Source organism: Streptomyces sp. NBC_01267 (genome assembly GCF_036241575.1).
Classification (GTDB): domain Bacteria; phylum Actinomycetota; class Actinomycetes; order Streptomycetales; family Streptomycetaceae; genus Streptomyces.
Window position 1 is genome coordinate 5,496,306 of record NZ_CP108455.1, and the last position, 19,337, is coordinate 5,515,642.

General features: G+C 69.6%; 17 protein-coding genes and 1 tRNA gene. 17 read left to right on the forward strand and 1 reads right to left on the reverse strand.

Features of this window, described 5'->3' with window-relative positions; all coding sequences use genetic code 11:
• Positions 1 to 78: 78 nt before the first annotated feature.
• A tRNA-Arg gene (locus OG709_RS25215) sits at positions 79 to 150 on the reverse strand.
• Positions 151 to 342: 192 nt separating this feature from the next.
• On the opposite strand from OG709_RS25215, the gene OG709_RS25220 reads away from it, so the two are divergent.
• The 17 genes from OG709_RS25220 to atpB all read left to right on the forward strand — a co-directional run bounded on the left by OG709_RS25220 (position 343) and on the right by atpB (position 19,330).
• Positions 343 to 807 (forward strand): response regulator, encoded by a 465-nt coding sequence (locus OG709_RS25220; protein ID WP_250297822.1) that lies wholly within the window; start codon positions 343 to 345, stop codon positions 805 to 807.
• 55 nt (positions 808 to 862) lie between these two features.
• Positions 863 to 1,783: an ArgS-related anticodon-binding protein NrtL gene (nrtL, locus tag OG709_RS25225; protein WP_329167731.1), complete on the forward strand. Its 921-nt coding sequence runs from the start codon at positions 863 to 865 to the stop codon at positions 1,781 to 1,783.
• A 12-nt stretch (positions 1,784 to 1,795) separates the two neighbouring features.
• A complete protein-coding gene (gene lysA / locus OG709_RS25230) occupies positions 1,796 to 3,187 on the forward strand; it encodes a diaminopimelate decarboxylase (RefSeq protein ID WP_250297820.1) in 1,392 nt (463 codons plus the stop codon).
• 95 nt (positions 3,188 to 3,282) lie between these two features.
• Positions 3,283 to 4,638, forward strand: a complete 1,356-nt coding sequence (locus OG709_RS25235) for a homoserine dehydrogenase (protein WP_250297819.1) — start codon at positions 3,283 to 3,285, stop codon at positions 4,636 to 4,638.
• A 6-nt stretch (positions 4,639 to 4,644) separates the two neighbouring features.
• Positions 4,645 to 5,718, forward strand: coding sequence for a threonine synthase (gene thrC, locus OG709_RS25240; protein WP_266640726.1), 1,074 nt, complete (start codon positions 4,645 to 4,647; stop codon positions 5,716 to 5,718).
• A gap of 377 nt (positions 5,719 to 6,095) precedes the next feature.
• Positions 6,096 to 7,013 (forward strand): homoserine kinase, encoded by a 918-nt coding sequence (thrB, locus tag OG709_RS25245; RefSeq protein WP_250297817.1) that lies wholly within the window; start codon positions 6,096 to 6,098, stop codon positions 7,011 to 7,013.
• Between the two features lie 350 nt (positions 7,014 to 7,363).
• The gene (gene rho, locus OG709_RS25250; protein ID WP_250297816.1) at positions 7,364 to 9,430 is read left to right on the forward strand and encodes a transcription termination factor Rho; all 2,067 of its coding nucleotides are present in this window, start codon (positions 7,364 to 7,366) and stop codon (positions 9,428 to 9,430) included.
• A gap of 406 nt (positions 9,431 to 9,836) precedes the next feature.
• Positions 9,837 to 10,940 carry an LCP family protein gene (locus tag OG709_RS25255; RefSeq protein ID WP_266640725.1) on the forward strand — a complete coding sequence of 368 codons (1,104 nt, stop codon included), beginning with the start codon at positions 9,837 to 9,839 and terminating at the stop codon, positions 10,938 to 10,940.
• Between the two features lie 158 nt (positions 10,941 to 11,098).
• Complete coding sequence (gene rpmE / locus OG709_RS25260) at positions 11,099 to 11,326, forward strand: 50S ribosomal protein L31 (protein WP_250297814.1); 228 nt, start codon at positions 11,099 to 11,101, stop codon at positions 11,324 to 11,326.
• A gap of 111 nt (positions 11,327 to 11,437) precedes the next feature.
• Positions 11,438 to 12,517 (forward strand): peptide chain release factor 1, encoded by a 1,080-nt coding sequence (gene prfA / locus OG709_RS25265; protein WP_250297813.1) that lies wholly within the window; start codon positions 11,438 to 11,440, stop codon positions 12,515 to 12,517.
• 25 nt (positions 12,518 to 12,542) lie between these two features.
• Complete coding sequence (gene prmC / locus OG709_RS25270) at positions 12,543 to 13,388, forward strand: peptide chain release factor N(5)-glutamine methyltransferase (RefSeq protein WP_250297812.1); 846 nt, start codon at positions 12,543 to 12,545, stop codon at positions 13,386 to 13,388.
• Between the two features lie 59 nt (positions 13,389 to 13,447).
• Entirely contained in the window at positions 13,448 to 14,095 is a 648-nt protein-coding gene (locus OG709_RS25275) for an L-threonylcarbamoyladenylate synthase (RefSeq protein ID WP_250297811.1), read from the forward strand.
• Positions 14,092 to 14,739, forward strand: coding sequence for an arsenate reductase/protein-tyrosine-phosphatase family protein (locus OG709_RS25280; RefSeq protein ID WP_250297810.1), 648 nt, complete (start codon positions 14,092 to 14,094; stop codon positions 14,737 to 14,739). The genes OG709_RS25275 and OG709_RS25280 overlap by 4 nt, the downstream gene beginning before the upstream one ends.
• A gap of 116 nt (positions 14,740 to 14,855) precedes the next feature.
• Positions 14,856 to 16,097 (forward strand): serine hydroxymethyltransferase, encoded by a 1,242-nt coding sequence (gene glyA / locus OG709_RS25285; RefSeq protein ID WP_250297809.1) that lies wholly within the window; start codon positions 14,856 to 14,858, stop codon positions 16,095 to 16,097.
• Between the two features lie 94 nt (positions 16,098 to 16,191).
• Entirely contained in the window at positions 16,192 to 17,568 is a 1,377-nt protein-coding gene (locus OG709_RS25290; protein ID WP_250297808.1) for an MraY family glycosyltransferase, read from the forward strand.
• A gap of 277 nt (positions 17,569 to 17,845) precedes the next feature.
• Positions 17,846 to 18,283 carry a hypothetical protein gene (locus OG709_RS25295; RefSeq protein ID WP_250297807.1) on the forward strand — a complete coding sequence of 146 codons (438 nt, stop codon included), beginning with the start codon at positions 17,846 to 17,848 and terminating at the stop codon, positions 18,281 to 18,283.
• Between the two features lie 225 nt (positions 18,284 to 18,508).
• Positions 18,509 to 19,330: a F0F1 ATP synthase subunit A gene (gene atpB, locus OG709_RS25300; protein ID WP_326693990.1), complete on the forward strand. Its 822-nt coding sequence runs from the start codon at positions 18,509 to 18,511 to the stop codon at positions 19,328 to 19,330.
• Positions 19,331 to 19,337 lie beyond the last annotated feature (7 nt).

The window sequence follows — 19,337 nt, forward strand, 5'->3', positions numbered from 1 at the left end:
CGGCCGCATAAATGACAACAGACCCCCCGATCTGGCGCAATGCCTGATCAGAGGGCCTGTTCGGCACCTTTTACAAGGTGCCCCCGGCAGGATTCGAACCTGCGCACCCGGCTCCGGAGGCCGATGCTCTATCCCCTGAGCTACGGGGGCGAACCGCCGCTGTGAGCGGCGACGGGTAGAACCCTACCAGCTCAGCGGGGGTGTCCATGAACAGCATTTCCGCGGGCGGGACGACCGTTGATCTCCCGCCGGTCTCGCGCCGGTCTGCCACCGGTTGCCCGTGCCGGGCGGAAGTGGGCAAAACCCGGACGTGGTGGTGCCGGCGGTTCTACGCTCAGGGGTGTGTCTGGCACGTACGGCCGGGTGCTTGTTGTCGATGACAACAAGGTCATCCGCCAGTTGATCAGGGTCAACCTCGAGCTGGAGGGCTTCGAGGTCGTGACCGCGGCCGATGGTGTCGAATGTCTGGACATCGTGCACCGGGTCGCCCCCGACGTGATCACCCTGGACGTCGTCATGCCGCGCCTGGACGGGCTGAGTACCGCCGCCCGGCTGCGCTCCGACCCGCGGACGAGCCTGCTGCCGCTCGCGATCATCAGCGCGTGCACGAACCACGAGGTGGAGAACGGGCTCGCGTCCGGGGTCGACGCCTTTCTGTCCAAGCCGTTCGAGCCCGCCGAGCTGATCCAGCTCGTGGGGCAGCTGATGCGGATCCGGCGGGACGGGTCCCCGGCGCGCGGGCCGGTCGGCGCCGGTCCCCAGGGCGCATCCCGGCCTGCCGGAAGGGCCGGGAGCGCGCTCGGCTGACCGGATGGCGAAACCGGTTCGCGGAGAGCCCCCCCTTCTCCCATACGCTTGTCCTGTGACTCCCGCAGAGCTCTCCCGTACCGTCGCGCACGCCGTGCGCCGCGCGGTGGACGAGGGTGCCCTGAGCGTGGCTGTTCCCGAGCGGGTCAAGATCGAACGGCCCCGGCCCGGCGGGCGCGGGGACTACGCCACCAGCGCGGCCCTCCAGCTGGCCGGTCCGGCCGGGATGCCGCCCCGGGCGGTCGCCGAGGCCCTGCGCGGGCGGATCGCCGGTACGCGCGGGATCGCGTGCGTCGAGATCACCGGCCCGGGATTCCTGAACTTCACGCTGGCGCCCGACACCTCGGACACCGTCGTACGGACCGTGCGGGAGCAGGGCCTGCGGTACGGCGGCGGCTCGCCCACCGCCTTCCGGAGCGCCGCGCCCGCAGACCCCCGCCTCGGGGCCGACGCCGGCCGCTGGGACGCCCTGGTCGGCGGTGGCGACGGACTGCTGGTCCGGCGCGGGAGCAACCCCCTCTTCCGGGTGCAGTACGCGCACGCCCGCAGCCGCGCGCTGCTGCGCAACGCCCGCGACCTCGGCTTCGCGCCCGCGTACGAGGAGCCCGCGTACGAGGAGGACGGTTTCGCGCCCGCGTACGCGCAGGACGGCGGCCCCGCGCCCACGTGCGAACAGGGCAGCGGGACGGGGACCGGAACCGCGTGCGCGACCGCGCCGCCCCCCGGCCGGTCCGCTCTCCTCGGGGCCCTGGCCGATTACCCCGCCGTGGTCGAGGCCGGGGCGCCGCACCGGCTCGCCCGGCATCTGGTGACGGTCGCCGACGCGTTCCTGGAGTTCCACATCAGCGTGCTGCCCGTCGGTGACGAGAAACCCTCGGCCGCCCACCGATCCCGGCTCGCTCTCGCCGAAGCCGCCGGGACGGTGCTGGCAGGCGGCCTGTCCCTGCTCGGCATCAGCGCACCCGAACACATCTGAAAGAGCGAAGAGATGAGCCGTTCCGCACACCCCGCCGGGCCCCGGCACGCCGACGTCTACACCGAGGGGCACTACTCGGCCCCCGCCGAGGACCTCAACTCCCTGGACGAGAAGGTGTGGTCGCGTACGGTCGGCCGCGACGCGGACGGCGTCGTCACCGTCGGCGGGATCGAAGTGACCCGGCTGGCCGAGGAGTTCGGCACCCCCGCCTACTTCCTCGACGAGGCCGACTTCCGCGCCAGGTGCCGGGCCTGGGCGGACGCCTTCGGGCGGGACGCGGACGTCTTCTACGCGGGCAAGGCGTTCCTCTCGCGCGCCGTCGTGAAGTGGCTCCAGGAAGAGGGGCTGAACCTCGACGTCTGCTCCGGTGGCGAGCTGACCACCGCGCTGGCCGCCGGGATGCCCGCCGCGCGGATCGCCTTCCACGGCAACAACAAGACCACCGAGGAGATCGAGCGGGCCGTCGACGCCGGCGTCGGACGCATCGTGCTCGACTCCTTCCAGGAGATCGTCCGCGTCGCGCACATCGCGCAGAGCCGCGGCAAGCGCCAGCGGGTACAGATCCGGGTGACGGTCGGCGTCGAGGCGCACACCCACGAGTTCATCGCCACCGCCCACGAGGACCAGAAGTTCGGGATCGCGCTCGCCGACGGGCAGGCCGCCGAGGCCGTCCGCAGGGCGCTCAAGCTCGACGGGCTCGAACTCATCGGTATCCACTCGCACATCGGGTCGCAGATCTTCGACATGGCGGGCTTCGAGGTCTCCGCGCGCCGGGTGGTGCAGCTCCTCGCCGAGGTGCGCGACGAACACGGCGTCGAGCTCCCCGAGATCGACCTCGGCGGCGGTCTCGGCATCGCGTACACCTCGGAGGACGACCCGCGCGAGCCGCACGAGATCGCCAAGGCGCTCGGCGAGATCGTCACCCGGGAGTGCGAGTCGGCGGGACTGACCACGCCGCGCATCTCGGTCGAGCCGGGACGCGCCATCGTCGGACCCACCGCCTTCACGCTGTACGAGGTCGGCACCATCAAGCCGCTGGAGGGGCTGCGTACCTACGTCAGTGTCGACGGCGGCATGTCCGACAACATCCGTACGGCCCTCTACGACGCCGAGTACAGCGTCGCCCTCGTCTCCCGTACGTCGACCGCCGAGCCGATGCTCGTCCGCGTGGTCGGCAAGCACTGCGAGAGCGGCGACATCCTGGTCAAGGACGCGTTCCTGCCCGCGGACCTCGCGCCGGGTGATCTCCTCGCCGTTCCCGCCACCGGGGCGTACTGCCGTTCCATGGCGAGCAACTACAACCACGCGCTGCGCCCGCCCGTCGTCGCCGTCAGGGACGGCGAGGCCCGGGTGATCGTCCGGCGTGAGACGGAGGAAGATCTCCTGCGCCTCGATGTCGGGTAGTGAAATAGTCGTCTCACGATCCGGACGGGGGATAGAAACTCCCGTCCGGTGAGTGAGACTGGTCCACACCGTAGAAGTATGAGAAGTGAGGTCGGATGATGCGTACGCGTCCGCTGAAGGTGGCGCTGCTGGGCTGTGGAGTCGTCGGCTCAGAGGTGGCGCGCATCATGACGACGCACGCCGACGACCTCGCGGCACGCATCGGTGCCCCCGTCGAGCTCGCCGGTGTGGCGGTCCGCCGCCCCTCCAAGGTCCGTGAGGGGGTCGACCCCTCCCTCATCACCACCGATGCGATGGCCCTGGTCAAACGGGGCGACATCGACGTCGTCATCGAGGTCATCGGCGGTATCGAGCCCGCCCGCGCGCTGATCACCACCGCCTTCGAGCACGGCGCGAGCGTCGTCTCCGCCAACAAGGCGCTGCTCGCCAAGGACGGCGCCGCTCTGCACGCGGTGGCCCAGGAGCACGGCCGGGACCTCTACTACGAGGCCGCCGTCGCCGGTGCGATCCCGCTGGTGCGCCCGCTGCGCGAATCGCTCGCGGGCGACAAGGTGAACCGGGTCCTCGGCATCGTCAACGGCACCACGAACTTCATCCTCGACAAGATGGACAGCACCGGCGCCGGGTACTCCGAGGCGCTCGACGAGGCCACGGCCCTCGGGTACGCCGAGGCCGACCCCACCGCCGACGTCGAGGGCTTCGACGCCGCCGCCAAGGCCGCCATCCTCGCCGGTATCGCCTTCCACACCCGGGTGCGCCTGGACGACGTGCACCGCGAGGGCCTCACCGAGGTCACCGCCGCCGACATCGCGTCCGCCAAGCGCATGGGCTGCACCGTCAAGCTCCTCGCCATCTGCGAGCGGGCCGCCGACGGCAAGTCCGTCACGGCCCGAGTCCACCCGGCGATGATCCCGCTCAGCCACCCGCTGGCCTCCGTCCGTGAGGCGTACAACGCGGTCTTCGTCGAGGCGGAGGCGGCCGGACAGCTCATGTTCTACGGTCCCGGCGCCGGCGGCTCGCCCACCGCGTCCGCGGTCCTCGGCGACCTCGTGGCGGTCTGCCGGAACAAGCTCAACGGGGCCACCGGGCCTGGCGAATCCGCGTACACCCGGCTGCCCGTCAGCCCCATGGGCGACGTCGTCACCCGGTACCACATGAGCCTCGACGTGGCCGACAAACCGGGTGTTCTCGCCCAGGTCGCCACGGTCTTCGCCGAACAGGGCGTATCGATCGACACGGTCCGCCAACAGAGCCGGAATTCAGGCAGCGGTGACGAGGTCGCCATCGAGCAGGGTACCGACGGGCGACGGGCGGGCGGAGGCGGCGAGGCGTCCCTCGTCGTCGTCACCCACCGCGCGCCCGACGCCGCCCTCTCCGGGACCGTCGAGGCGCTGCGCAAGCTCGACACCGTGCTCGGTGTCGCCAGCATCATGCGTGTTGAAGGGGAGTAAGGACCCATGACCACCAAGGGCACCCACCAGTGGCGCGGCATCATCGAGGAGTACCGGGACCGGCTCCCGGTCACGAGCACGACGCCCGTCGTCACGCTCCGTGAGGGCGGTACGCCGCTCGTCCCCGCGCAGGTTCTTTCCGAGCGCACGGGCTGCGAGGTGCACCTCAAGGTCGAGGGCGCCAACCCCACGGGGTCCTTCAAGGACCGCGGTATGACCATGGCGATCACCCACGCCAAGGAGCAGGGCGCGCAGGCCGTCATCTGCGCCTCCACCGGCAACACCTCGGCCTCGGCCGCCGCCTACGCCGTACGGGCCGGAATGGTCTGTGCGGTCCTGGTGCCGCAGGGCAAGATCGCCCTCGGCAAGATGGGTCAGGCGCTGGTCCACGGCGCCAGGATCCTCCAGGTCGACGGCAACTTCGACGACTGCCTCACGCTGGCCCGCTCGCTCTCCGACAACTACCCGGTGGCGCTGGTCAATTCGGTCAATCCGTCCCGTATCGAGGGGCAGAAGACCGGCGCGTTCGAGATCGTCGACGCCCTCGGTGACGCCCCGGACATCCATGTGCTGCCCGTCGGCAACGCCGGCAACATCACGGCGTACTGGAAGGGCTACCGGGAGTACGCGGCGGACGGGCCGGCCACCCGCACCCCCCGGATGTGGGGTTTCCAGGCCTCCGGCTCCGCGCCCATCGTGCGCGGCGAGATCGTCAAGGACCCGTCCACCATCGCCACGGCGATCCGGATCGGCAACCCGGCCTCCTGGCAGTTCGCCCTCGACGCCCGCGACGAGTCGGGCGGTTTCATCGACGAGGTCACCGACCGTCAGATCCTGTCGGCCTACCGGCTGTTGGCCTCCCAGGAAGGCGTCTTCGTGGAACCCGCGTCGGCCGCCTCGGTCGCGGGCCTGCTGAAGGCCGCCGAAGAGGGCAAGGTCGACCCCGGCCAGAAAATCGTCTGCACGGTCACCGGCAACGGCCTGAAGGACCCGGACTGGGCGGTCGCGGGAGCCCCGCAGCCGGTCACCGTCCCGGTGGACGCCGTGGTGGCCGCCGAGCGCCTGGGCCTCGTCCAGTAGCGCTCCGGTGCTTGCGCCCGGAGTGCCCGGACCTCGTGCCGTAGCGCTCCGGGGCTCGTGCCCCGGGCTCCCACAGGCTCATCTCCGGTCTCTCTCCGGCCCTTTCGGAACCGAGAGCGCATAGGAGGCATACGACACGCATCGTGCGCCTCCTGTGCGCCCTATGTCGCGACAGAACCTTCCTTCGATAAGCTGTACTCAACCCACCCCGCCGCAATGTGCCGCGGTGTTGTTGTCGTGATGCCCGCAGTGCTCGTAGGGTCGTCCGGCCAGGGGCCGCCGGGGGAGCGTTCTCCCGGGAAACACAGCCGAATTCACCGAAAAAACCTCGCGGTCGACAGCAGAGCCGCGGTCTCACAAGGAGAGTCGTCAGAGCGATGGCCGGTCCCGCGTTCCGTGCCGCCGCCGTCCGGGTGCGCACCCCCGCCACCAGCGCCAACCTCGGGCCGGGCTTCGACGCCTTCGGCCTGTCGCTGGGGCTGTACGACGACGTGGTCGTCCGGGTCGCCGACACCGGGCTGCACGTCGACATCGCGGGTGAGGGCGCCGAGACGCTCCCGCGCGACGAGAACCACCTGCTCGTACGCTCCCTGCGTACGGCCTTCGACCTGCTCGGCGGGCAGCCGCGCGGCCTGGAGGTCGTCTGCGCCAACCGCATCCCGCACGGCCGCGGCCTCGGCTCCTCGTCCGCCGCCATCTGCGCGGGCATCGTCGCCGCCCGCGCCGTGACCATAGGCGGGGCCGAGAAGCTCGACGACGAGGCCCTGCTCGAACTGGCCACCGAGATCGAGGGCCACCCCGACAACGTGGCCGCCTGCCTGCTCGGCGGCTTCACCCTCGCCTGGACCGACGGGGGAGCGGCGCGGGCCATCAGGATGGATCCTGCGGATTCCATCGTTCCGGTGGTTTTCGTCCCCAGCAGGCCGGTGCTCACCGAGACCGCGCGGGGCCTCCTCCCGCGGGCCGTCCCCCATGTGGACGCGGCTGCCAACGCGGGTCGCGCGGCTCTGCTCGTGGAGGCGCTGACCAGGCGCCCCGAGCTGCTGTTCGCGGCGACCGAGGACCGACTGCACCAGGAGTACCGTGCTCCGGCGATGCCCGAGAGCGTGGCCCTGGTCAACCGACTGCGGGCGGACGGCGTTCCCGCAGTCATCTCCGGCGCGGGCCCCACGGTGCTCGCGCTGGTCGAGAACGGTGCGGCCGAAAAGGTCGCACGGCTGGCGGGCGAAGGGTGGGCGGCCAACCGGCTGCCGCTCGACGCCTCGGGTGCGAGCGTTCTACCGCTGGGTACGTAGGAGCGCCCGGTTGCCGGTGAACGAGAGGGGGAATATTTGTTGGATCCGGTAGTGTTAACCTCAAGTCTGCACTCGACGCCTTTGTGGCGCGGTGCTCAGTGTCCCCATCAGGGACCGCCTTTTCCTCCGGGAGCCTCCCCAACTGCCTGAGCAGCCTGCCTGAGCAGTTTCGAGCACGCTCCGGAACCGGCCTCTGCCGGACCCCAAGCACGTCTTGCCCTCCGCCGTACCCCGGCGGACCACCGCCCCGGCGTCGGTTCGCGATCAGTCAAGATCCAGAACCGCAGTCGGACAGCACAACCGGTCGCCGAGCCAGACAGGCCGACGCCCGCTCCAGGGAAGGACCCTTCGTGAGCGACACCACCGATCTGATGGGCGTGACTGCCGACAACAATGTCGACGCCGCGTCCGCCGCCGGTGCTGCTACCGGCAGCACCGCACGGCGCCGCCGCTCCGGCACCGGCCTCGACGGCATGGTCCTGGCCGAGCTGCAGCAGGTCGCGTCCGGCCTCGGTATCAAAGGCACCGCACGGATGCGCAAGAGCCAGCTGATCGAGGTCATCAAGGAGGCGCAGGCCGGTTCGTCCGCGCCCAAGAGCGCCCAGGCCGCCAAGCCCGCCAAGAGCGCGGACAGCGCGTCGACGGCCGAGACCAAGCCGAAGCGCCGTGCCACCTCCAAGTCCCGTACGGGTGACGAGTCCGCGGCGGCCGAGAAGTCCGCGGCCCAGCAGCAGATCGACATCCCCGGTCAGCCTGCCAGCGACGACCAGCCGGCCGGCGAGCGCCGTCGCCGTCGGGCCACCGCCCAGGCGGGCAGCCCCGAGACCACGACATCCGCCGCCGAGGCCAAGGCCCCGAAGACGGACGCCACCGCGGAGACGCACTCCGCCGGCACCGACGTGAAGACCGAGGCTCCGGCCGAGGCCGCCACCGACAGCGCCGAAGGCCGTCGTGACCGTGGCCAGCGCGGTGACCGCCGGGAGCGCGGCGACCGCCAGGACCGCGGGGACCGACAGGAGCGCGGCGACCGCGGCGACCGTCAGGAGCGCGGTGAGCGCGGCAGCCAGCGCGACCGCCGCGACCGCGGTGGCAAGGGCGACGACCAGCAGGGCAGCCAGCGCCAGCAGCGCCAGGGCAACCAGAGCAGCGGCCCGCGCGCCGACGAGAACGACGACGACTTCGACGGAGGCCGCCGTGGTCGCCGTGGCCGTTACCGTGACCGCCGCGGCCGTCGTGGCGAGCGCCAGGAGTTCGGTGACGCGCCCCAGGTCGCCGACGACGACGTCCTGATCCCCGTCGCGGGCATCCTGGACATCCTGGACAACTACGCGTTCATCCGGACCTCCGGCTACCTGCCGGGCCCGAACGACGTGTACGTCTCGCTCGCCCAGGTCCGTAAGAACGGCCTGCGCAAGGGTGACCACGTCACCGGCGCCGTCCGCCAGCCCAAGGACGGCGAGCGCCGCGAGAAGTTCAACGCGCTCGTCCGCCTCGACTCGGCGAACGGCATGGCGGCCGAATCCGGCCGCGGGCGCCCGGAGTTCCAGAAGCTGACTCCGCTGTACCCGCAGGACCGGCTCCGCCTGGAGACCGACCCGGGTGTGCTGACGACCCGGATCATCGACCTCGTCGCGCCGATCGGCAAGGGCCAGCGCGGTCTGATCGTGGCCCCGCCGAAGACCGGTAAGACCATGATCATGCAGGCCATCGCCAACGCGATCACGGTCAACAACCCCGAGTGCCACCTGATGGTCGTCCTCGTCGACGAGCGTCCGGAAGAGGTCACCGACATGCAGCGGTCGGTGAAGGGCGAGGTCATCTCCTCGACCTTCGACCGTCCGGCCGAGGACCACACCACCGTCGCCGAGCTGGCCATCGAGCGCGCCAAGCGCCTCGTGGAGCTGGGTCACGACGTGGTCGTGCTGCTCGACTCGATCACCCGCCTGGGCCGTGCGTACAACCTGGCGGCCCCGGCCTCCGGGCGCATCCTCTCCGGTGGTGTCGACTCGACCGCCCTCTACCCGCCGAAGCGCTTCTTCGGTGCCGCGCGGAACATCGAGGACGGCGGCTCGCTGACCATCCTCGCCACCGCGCTGGTCGAGACCGGCTCGCGCATGGACGAGGTGATCTTCGAGGAGTTCAAGGGCACCGGCAACATGGAGCTCAAGCTCGACCGGAAGCTCGCCGACAAGCGCATCTTCCCCGCGGTGGACGTCGACCCGTCCGGTACGCGTAAGGAAGAGATCCTCCTGAACGCGGAGGAGCTCGCCATCGTCTGGAAGCTGCGCCGGGTGCTCCACGCGCTCGACTCGCAGCAGGCGATCGAGCTGCTGCTCGACAAGATGAAGAAGACCAAGTCGAACGCCGAGTTCCTGATGCAGATCGCGAAGACCACGCCCGGGAGCGGCAACGACTGACGTTCCGTCACGGATTGTCAACTGGCCCGCCCTGTCACGGAAGTGACGGGGCGGGCCAGTTGTGTGTGGGAGTGGTGTCCGGCTTTCACACCCCTTTTCCGTTCCCCCGCCGCGTCTCCGGCACCGCTCCGCCGCCCCGTCGGGCCGCATCGGCGGCCTCCGAGACGTTCGCCACAGCCCGCGCACCGGGGCCGGTCGTCCCGGGTTCGCCCCGTACTGCCGAAAACCCCAGGTGAGGGCCGCTTTGCGGCAGTTGCCCGACTACGCCCTGTCACTTCCGCGCACGCTGAGGTCACAGGGCGTTGTGCAACGCTTTCGCGAGATACGTCGTCTCCCAAGTGATGACACACCGTTGCCTGAACTTCGGGGCAGGGGGTAGCGCGACCACCGAGAAGCTGGAGGGGACATGGGCGAGTCACAGAAGGCGGGCCGAATACGGGGCAGCGGCAAACGCCGCAGGAGGGCATCCACCCGGCGCAGGACGCTGACCATCACGGCATGGGTGGCCGCCGGAGTCGTCGTACTCGGCGGCGGCGGACTGGGCTTCCTCTACTTCAAGCTCGACGGCAACCTCAAGAGCGTCGACATCAACGCCCAGCTCGGCACCGACCGCCCCGCCAAGGTCGACAACGGCTCCATGGACATCCTGGTGCTCGGCTCCGACTCCCGCGCGGGGGCGAACTCCAAGTACGGCAAGGACGAGGGCGGCGCCCGCTCGGACACCGCGATGGTCGTCCACGTCTACCAGGGCCACAAGAAGGCCAGTGTCGTGTCGATCCCCCGCGACACCCTCGTGGACCGGCCCGACTGCACCGACTCCAAGGGCGCCACGGTCGCGGGCGCGCAGCACGCCATGTTCAACACGGCGTACGAGAGCGGCGGTCCGGCCTGCGCGGTGAAGACCGTCGAGAAGATGTCCGGGATCCGGATGGACCACTACCTGGAGGTCGACTTCTCCGGCTTCCAGAAGCTCATCGACGACCTGGGCGGTGTGCCCGTCACCACCACCAAGGCGATCAACGACGACAAGAGCCACCTGCACCTCGCGGCGGGCACCCACACGCTCAACGGCGAGGACGCGCTCGGCCTCGTACGCACCAGGCACGGCGTCGGCGACGGCAGCGACCTCGGCCGCATACAGCTCCAGCAGGCCTTCATCAAGGCGCTGATCAACCAGATCAAGCACGTCGGGGTATTCACCAGCCCCACGAAGCTCTACAACCTCGCGGACACCGCCACCAAGACGGTCACCACCGACTCCGACATCAACTCCGTCAAGAGCCTGGTGAGCTTCGCGAACGGGCTCAAGGGCATCGGCGCGGGCGACATGAAGATGGTCACGATGCCCGTCGAGTACGACCCGGCGGATCCCAACCGGGTGATCCCGCTGGAGGCGAAGGCGCAGCAGGTGTGGACCGCGCTGAAGCAGGACCGGCCCATTCCGGCCGCCGCGACCAAGGGCTCCGCGGGCGACCAGGGCGAGGCGGGCAAGGTCGTGACCAGCTCGTAGAGGCCCACCCCGGAATAGATCCGGCCCGCCCGGGGTTGGCCAACTGTCCGGAATTTTGAAGGACGGGCCAGTCCTGGCAGACTGGTACGTCGGCCCCGGTTCACGTTCGGACAATTCCGTCCGCACGACCCGGCGCCCTCCCGAAACTAGGAGCCACCTTGAAGCGCGACATCCACCCCGAGTACCACGAGACCCAGGTCAGCTGCACCTGCGGTGCCTCGTTCACCACCCACAGCACCCTCGCCGAAGGCACCATCCGTGCCGAGGTCTGCTCCGAGTGCCACCCGTTCTACACGGGCAAGCAGAAGATCCTCGACACCGGTGGCCGTGTGGCCCGCTTCGAGGCCCGCTTCGGCAAGAAGGCCGCCGGCTCCGACGCCAAGTAGCGAGCCACTGCGCCGGTCCTCGGTCGCTCCTTCGCGGAGCGACCGGACCGGCGCTTTTGCCGTCCGGAGCAGCCGCAGCCCTTTTTGACGTACGAAAGCAGGAAACCCCCGATGTTCGAGGCGGTCGAGGAACTGATCGGCGAGCACGCCGGTCTTGAGGAACAGCTCGCCGACCCGTCGGTCCACGCCGACCAGGCCAACGCGCGCAGGCTCAACAAGCGCTACGCCGAGCTGACCCCGATCGTCGCCACGTACCGTTCCTGGAAGCAGACCGGGGACGACATCGAGACGGCCCGTGAACTGTCCTACGACGACCCGGAGTTCGCCGCCGAGGTCAAGGTGCTGGACAAGCAGCGCGAGGCGCTCACCGAGAAGCTCCGGCTGCTCCTGGTGCCGCGCGACCCCAGCGACGACAAGGACGTTCTCCTGGAGGTCAAGGCGGGCGCGGGCGGCGACGAGTCGGCCCTGTTCGCCGGTGACCTGCTGCGGATGTACCTGCGCTACGCCGAGCGGGCCGGCTGGAAGACCGAGATCATCGACGCCACCGAGTCCGAACTGGGCGGCTACAAGGACGTCCAGGTCGCGGTGAAGACCAAGGGCGGCAACGGCGCGACCGAGCCCGGCCAGGGCGTCTGGGCGCGGCTGAAGTACGAGGGCGGCGTGCACCGCGTGCAGCGGGTGCCCTCCACCGAGTCGCAGGGCCGCATCCACACCTCGGCGGCCGGGGTGCTCGTCACCCCCGAGGCCGAGGAGGTCGAGGTCGAGGTCCACCCCAACGACCTCCGCATCGACGTGTACCGCTCGTCAGGGCCCGGCGGACAGTCGGTCAACACCACGGACTCCGCGGTCCGCATCACGCACCTGCCGACCGGCGTCGTCGCCTCCTGCCAGAACGAGAAGAGCCAGCTCCAGAACAAGGAGCAGGCGATGCGTATCCTGCGTTCCAGGCTGCTCGCCGCGGCCCAGGAGGCCGCCGAACGGGAAGCCTCCGACGTACGGCGCAGCCAGGTCCGCACCGTCGACAGGTCCGAGAAGATCCGGACGTACAACTTCCCGGAAAACCGGATCTCCGACCACCGTGTCGGCTTCAAGGCGTACAACTTGGACCAGGTGCTCGACGGCGACCTGGACGCAGTGATCCAGGCGTGCGTGGACGCGGACTCCGCGGCCAAGCTCGCCGCCGCCCAGTAGTAGCCGGCCCGTACTGGAGAACCGCATGAACCTGCTGCTTGCCGAGGTGGCCCAGGCCACCCAGCGGCTGGCCGACGCCGGCGTGCCCTCCCCGCGCTTCGACGCCGAGGAGCTCGCCGCCTTCGTGCACGGCGTCAAGCGGGGCGAGCTCCACCACGTCAAGGACGAGGACTTCGACGCCCGCTACTGGGAGACCATCGCCCGCCGTGAGGCCCGGGAACCGCTCCAGCACATCACCGGCCGCGCCTTCTTCCGTTACCTGGAACTCCAGGTCGGGCCCGGTGTCTTCGTGCCCCGGCCGGAGACCGAGTCGGTCGTCGGGTGGGCCATAGACGCGGTGCGCGCCATGGACGTGGTCGAACCGCTGATCGTCGACCTGTGCACGGGCTCCGGAGCCATCGCGCTGGCCATGGCCCAGGAGGTGCCCCGCTCCCGGGTGCACGCCGTGGAACTGTCCGACGACGCGCTGCACTGGACCCGGAAGAACGCCGAGGGGTCCAGGGTCACCGTCCACCAGGGCGACGCCCTGAGCGCGCTCCCCGAGCTCGACGGCCAGGTGGACCTGGTCATCTCCAACCCGCCGTACATCCCGCTCACCGAGTGGGAGTACGTCGCCCCCGAGGCCCGTGACCACGACCCGGAGATGGCTCTCTTCTCCGGCGAGGACGGCCTCGACACGATCCGCGGAATCGAGCGCACCGCCCACCGTCTCCTCGTGCCCGGCGGCGTCGTCGTCATCGAGCACGCCGACACCCAGGGCGGCCAGGTTCCGTGGATCTTCACCGAGGAGCGGGGCTGGGCCGACGCGGCCGACCACCCCGACCTGAACAACCGGCCCCGTTTCGCGACAGCCCGCAAGGCCCTGCCGTGACGGCCGCCGGGTCAGTTCCACAGCAGATTTTTCAGGCTTTGCACGAGGAGGCTCGCTAAATGGCACGGCGATACGACACCAACGACGCGACCGACCGCACCACAGGTCTGCGTGAAGCAGCGTCCGCCGTCCGCCGGGGCGAGCTCGTCGTACTCCCGACGGACACCGTGTACGGCATCGGGGCGGACGCCTTCAGCTCCGAGGGCGTGGTGGACCTGCTGGACGCCAAGGGGCGCGGGCGCAACATGCCCACCCCTGTCCTCATCGGCTCCCCGAACACCCTGCACGGGCTCGTCACGGACTTCTCCGAGCAGGCCTGGGAGCTCGTCGACGCCTTCTGGCCGGGCGCGCTCACGCTCGTCGCCAAGCACCAGCCGTCCCTCCAGTGGGACCTGGGCGACACCCGGGGCACCGTGGCCGTACGGATGCCGCTGCACCCGGTCGCCATCGAACTGCTCACGGAGGTCGGCCCGATGGCCGTCTCCAGCGCCAACCTCACCGGCCACCCGGCGCCGGAGGACTGCGACGCGGCCCAGGAGATGCTCGGAGACTCGGTCTCCGTGTACCTGGACGGCGGCCCGACCCCCGGCAACATCCCCTCGTCGATCGTCGACGTCACCGGCAGGATCCCGGTCCTGCTGCGCGCGGGCGCACTCTCCGCCGAGGAGCTCCGCAAGGTGGTACCTGACCTTGAGGTGGCCAATTGACAGCCCCTGAGGGGCGTGGCATAGGCGCGGTCGCCCCCGGCGGCACGTTCAGGATCCTCCACGTCAGCACCGGCAACGTCTGCCGCTCGCCGATCACCGAGCGGCTGACCCGCCATGCCCTGGCCGACCGGCTGGGCGCCCGGCTGACCGGCGGCCTGATCGTGGAGAGCGCGGGCACCTGGGGCCACGAGGGGGCCCCGATGGAGGCCAACGCGGCGACCGTCCTGTCGGACTACGGCGCGGACGCCGACGGCTTCCTCGGCCGCGAGCTGCTCGACGACCACGTGATCCGCGCCGACCTGGTGCTCACCGCGACCCGTGACCACCGGGCCCAGGTCATCTCGATGGGCCACTCGGCGGGGCTGCGCACCTTCACCCTGAAGGAGTTCACCCGTCTCGTCCGGGCCATAGACCCGGCGACGCTGCCGGACCCGCTCGACGAGGGCGTGGTGGAGCGCGCGCGGGCCCTGGTGCGGGCCGCCGCGGCGCTGCGCGGGTGGCTGCTCGCGCCGACGGTCGAGGCGGACGAGGTCAACGATCCGTACGGGGCGCCGATCACCTTCTTCCGGTCGATCGGTGACGAGATCAACCAGGCGCTGGATCCGGTGGTGACCGCGCTGACGGGTGTGGCCGCGACCCACTGACCCCGCGGTGCGGCCCGTCGGGTCCGCCCGCGCACGCCCGGACGAGCCGGACCCCGTCCGGCGGGCGCCCCGGTACGGCCCGGCCTACATTGGGTGGGACGCCGAGGAGCCCCAAGATGCCGGTCACCGCCACAGCCCGCCACTCCGCCGGTTTCGACGCCCTGCGCGCGCAGGACCCGGAGATGGCCGACGTCATCAGCGGCGAGACCGAGCGGCAGACCGGCTCGCTCCAGCTGATCGCCGCGGAGAACTTCAGCTCACCCGCCGTCCTCGCGGCTCTCGGCTCCGCGCTGTCCAACAAGTACGCGGAGGGCTATCCGGGCGCCCGCCACCACGGCGGCTGCGAAATGGTCGACATCGCCGAGCGGATCGCCTGTGAGCGGGCCACAGCGCTCTTCGGAGCCGAACACGCGAACGTACAGCCGCACTCCGGGTCCTCGGCCGTCCTGGCGGCGTACGCGGCCCTTCTGCGCCCCGGTGACACGGTCCTCGCCATGGGTCTGGCGCACGGCGGGCACCTCACGCACGGTTCGCCCGCCAATTTCTCCGGCCGCTGGTTCGACTTCGTCGGGTACGGGGTGGACGCCGAGAGCGGACTGATCGACTACGACCAGGTGCGGGCCCTCGCCGAGCAGCACCGGCCGCGGGCCATCGTCTGCGGGTCCATCTCGTATCCGCGCCACCCCGACTACGCGGCGTTCCGCGCCATCGCCGACGAGGCGGGCGCCTATCTGATCGCGGACGCGGCCCACCCGATGGGCCTGATCGCCGGGGGAGCGGCGCCCAGTCCCGTTCCGTACGCCGATGTCGTCTGCGCCACCACCCACAAGGTGCTGCGCGGTCCGCGCGGCGGGATGATCCTCTGCGGCCCGGACCTGGCCGACCGGATCGACCGGGCCGTCTTCCCGTTCACCCAGGGCGGCGCGCAGATGCACACGATCGCGGCCAAGGCCGTGGCCTTCGGCGAGGCAGCGACGCCGGCCTTCGCCTCCTACGCCCACCAGGTGGTGGCGAACGCGCGCGTGCTCGCGGCCGGACTCGCGGCGGAGGGCTTCGCGGTCACCACCGGCGGGACCGACACCCACCTGATCACGGCGGATCCGGCCCCGCTCGGCATCGGCGGGCAGCAGGCCCGCAGCCTCCTGGCAGCCGCGGGCCTGGTCCTGGACACCTGCGCACTGCCTTACGGTGATGGGCGGGGCATCCGGCTGGGCACCGCCGCCGTCACCACGCAGGGCATGGGGGCGCCGGAGATGGCCGACATCGCGGCGCTGTTCATGAAGGCGTTGCGCGAAGAGCAGGGAACCCGTGAAGAAGTCCGAGAACTGGCCAGGAGGTTTCCGTCGAATTCGGGATAGACAGGCACCCGTGCAACCATCGTTGGTACCCGTGTGTCCTTAACCCTATGCATGCCGAAGCTAAGGTGTGGGGCTGAGATGGCTAGCGATATCTGTGGGGCAGCCCGTGCGTGAATACCTGCTGACGCTCTGCGTCACGGCCGCGGTGACGTATCTCCTGACCGGGCCGGTGCGGAAGTTCGCCATCATGGCCGGGGCGATGCCGGAGATCCGTGCCCGTGACGTGCACCGGGAACCGACGCCGCGGCTCGGCGGCATCGCCATGTTCGGCGGTCTGTGCGCGGGTCTGCTCGTCGCGGACCATCTGACGAACCTCAGCAGCGTCTTCACCTTGTCGAACGAACCACGCGCGCTGCTCTCCGGCGCGGGCCTGATCTGGCTCATCGGCGTCCTGGACGACAAGTTCGAGATCGACGCCCTGATCAAGCTCGGCGGCCAGATGATCGCCGCGGGTGTCATGGTGATGCAGGGCCTGACGATCCTGTGGCTGCCGATTCCCGGCGTCGGAACGGTCGGGCTGACCTCCTGGCAGGGCACGCTGCTGACCGTCGCGCTCGTGGTCATCACCATCAACGCGGTGAACTTCGTGGACGGCCTGGACGGCCTGGCCGCCGGCATGGTCTGCATCGCCGCCGCCGCCTTCTTCATGTACACGTACCGGATCTGGTACGGGTACGGGATCGAGGCCGCCGCCCCGGCGACCCTCTTCGCCGCCGTGCTGATGGGGATGTGCCTGGGCTTCCTGCCGCACAACATGCACCCCGCCCGGATCTTCATGGGCGACTCGGGCTCGATGATGATCGGGCTGGTGCTGGCCGCCGGCGCGATCTCGGTGACCGGTCAGGTCGACCCGGACGCGATGAGCCTGAACCTCGGCGGAGGGCGCGAGGCGACCCATGCGATGCTCCCGGTCTTCATCCCGCTGCTGATGCCCCTGACGATCATCGCGGTGCCGTTCGCCGACCTGGTGATGGCGATCGTCCGGCGTACCTGGAACGGCCAGTCGCCGTTCGCCGCCGACCGCGGTCACCTGCACCACCGGCTCCTGGAGATCGGCCACTCGCACAGCAGGGCAGTGCTGATCATGTACTTCTGGTCGGCCCTGTTCGCCTTCGGCGCCGTCGCCTACTCGGTGCGTTCCGCGTCCACCTGGATCCTGCTGGTGATCGTGGGACTGAGCGCGGTGGGCCTGGTGTTGCTCCTGCTGCCCCGCTTCACGCCGCGCGCTCCGCAGTGGGCCCAGCGCTTCGTACCGCCGCGTTACCGGCTACGACGGCTGCGTCAGGGTGCGGCCGAACCGGAGACCGCGCACGCCGAACTCTCGCAGGATTCGGGCATTTCGGGCGGAATTGACGATGCCGACGGATTCGCCGACGGGGTCGGAAGTGCGCCCGTTCCGGCAGGCGTCAACGGGGCGACAGCAATTGGCCACCGTGTGCATCTTCCCGATCGCAGTGAAGCCAGGACCTGACGCCGAGGTGCATTGAGCATTTCGCTCAACAGGCGCCAATATCAGGCAAAGTGGCGATCGTGTTGCACAGGCGCGCGGAGTCACTCTCATGTGTGACGGGCAGCACACTCCCATGGTAAAGACCTCATCAAATAGTTTGTGATACCGTTCACGAAACCCGGCGACGAAGCCGAAGGGCCGTAGTGCGACGGTCCTTTGGCCCGAGATCCACTCTCGGACCCGGGCCTACGCTCGTCCATGACGACACCCTGCCCCCACCCGAAGCGGAGCTGCCGCCATGCCGTCCAATGACGCCCGAACACTCCTCCAGACCGCCGTACCCACCGCTGCCGCCGGCGTCATCGCCGCGGTCGTCAGCGGCGTGGTCGCGGGCGGTAAGGGGGCGATCGGTGCGCTCGTTGCGACGGTGATCGTGATGCTCTTCATGGGGATCGGACTCGTCGTCCTGAATCGCACCGCGAAGTCCCTGCCGCATCTGTTCCAGGCGATGGGGCTGATGCTCTACACCGCACAGCTGTTGCTGCTCTTCATCTTTGTCGCGGTGTTCAAGAACACCACGTTGTTCAACCCGAAGTCATTTGCCATCACGCTGGTTGTCGCCACCGTTGTCTGGATCGCTGCCCAGGCGCGCGCGCATATGAAGGCCAAGATCCTCTACGTCGAACCGGACTCCACGGACGGGCACAAGCCCGAAAAGACGGGGTCCTCGAAGTGAAGGGTAGGGGCGGGATAAGCGGGCGTTGTGGATCCTGCTATCGTCCGGTTCCAACTGCGGCACTGCGCTCGCGGGCATCCGAGCTGACGCCTGCACCATCGCGAGGCTCACAACCAGCCTGCCGCCCCCACATCCGTAACACCAGTCCAGTGCCGAACCGCGGCTGTGCGCCGCGCCGACACAACGAGGTTGCCGTACCTATGCGCCATGTTGAAGGAGCCCGCGGTGAGTGCTGACCCGACGCAGGTGCTCGCCTTCGAGACCGACTGCCACATCTTTGACGGTTGTGGATTCCCGGCTCCCGGCCTGCACTCGTTCCTGTTCAAGCCCATCTGGGGCGACGGGGACAGCAACTTGTACTTCAACAAGACGATGCTGTTGGCGCTGCTCGGCTCCGTCGTCATCATCGGCTTCTTCTGGGTCGCGTTCCGCAAGCCCAAGGTGGTGCCGGGCAAGCTGCAGATGGTGGCTGAGGCCGGATACGACTTCGTGCGCCGCGGAATCGTGTACGAGACGATCGGCAAGCGCGAGGGCGAGAAGTACGTCCCGCTGATCGTGAGCCTGTTCTTCTTCGTCTGGATGATGAACCTCTGGTCCATCATCCCGGTTGCTCAGTTCCCCGTGACGGCAATCATTGCCTACCCGGCGGCGCTGGCAGCGATCGTCTACGTTCTGTGGGTTTCACTCACTTTCAAGCGGCACGGATTTGTCGGCGCCTTCAAGAACTTCACGGGCTACGACAAGTCGCTGGGTGCAGTTCTGCCGCTCGCGATGGTCATCGAGTTCTTCTCGAACCTGCTTGTCCGGCCGTTTACGCACGCTGTGCGACTGTTCGCGAACATGTTCGCGGGCCACACGCTGCTGCTGCTCTTCACGATCGCCAGTTGGTACCTGCTGAACGGTATCGGCTTTGCTTACGCAGGCGTCTCGTTCGTGATGACCATTGTGATGACAGCTTTCGAGCTCTTCATCCAAGCCCTTCAGGCCTACGTGTTCGTGCTGCTGACGTGCACGTACATCCAGGGTGCGCTCGCCGAGAACCACTGAGTGCTCC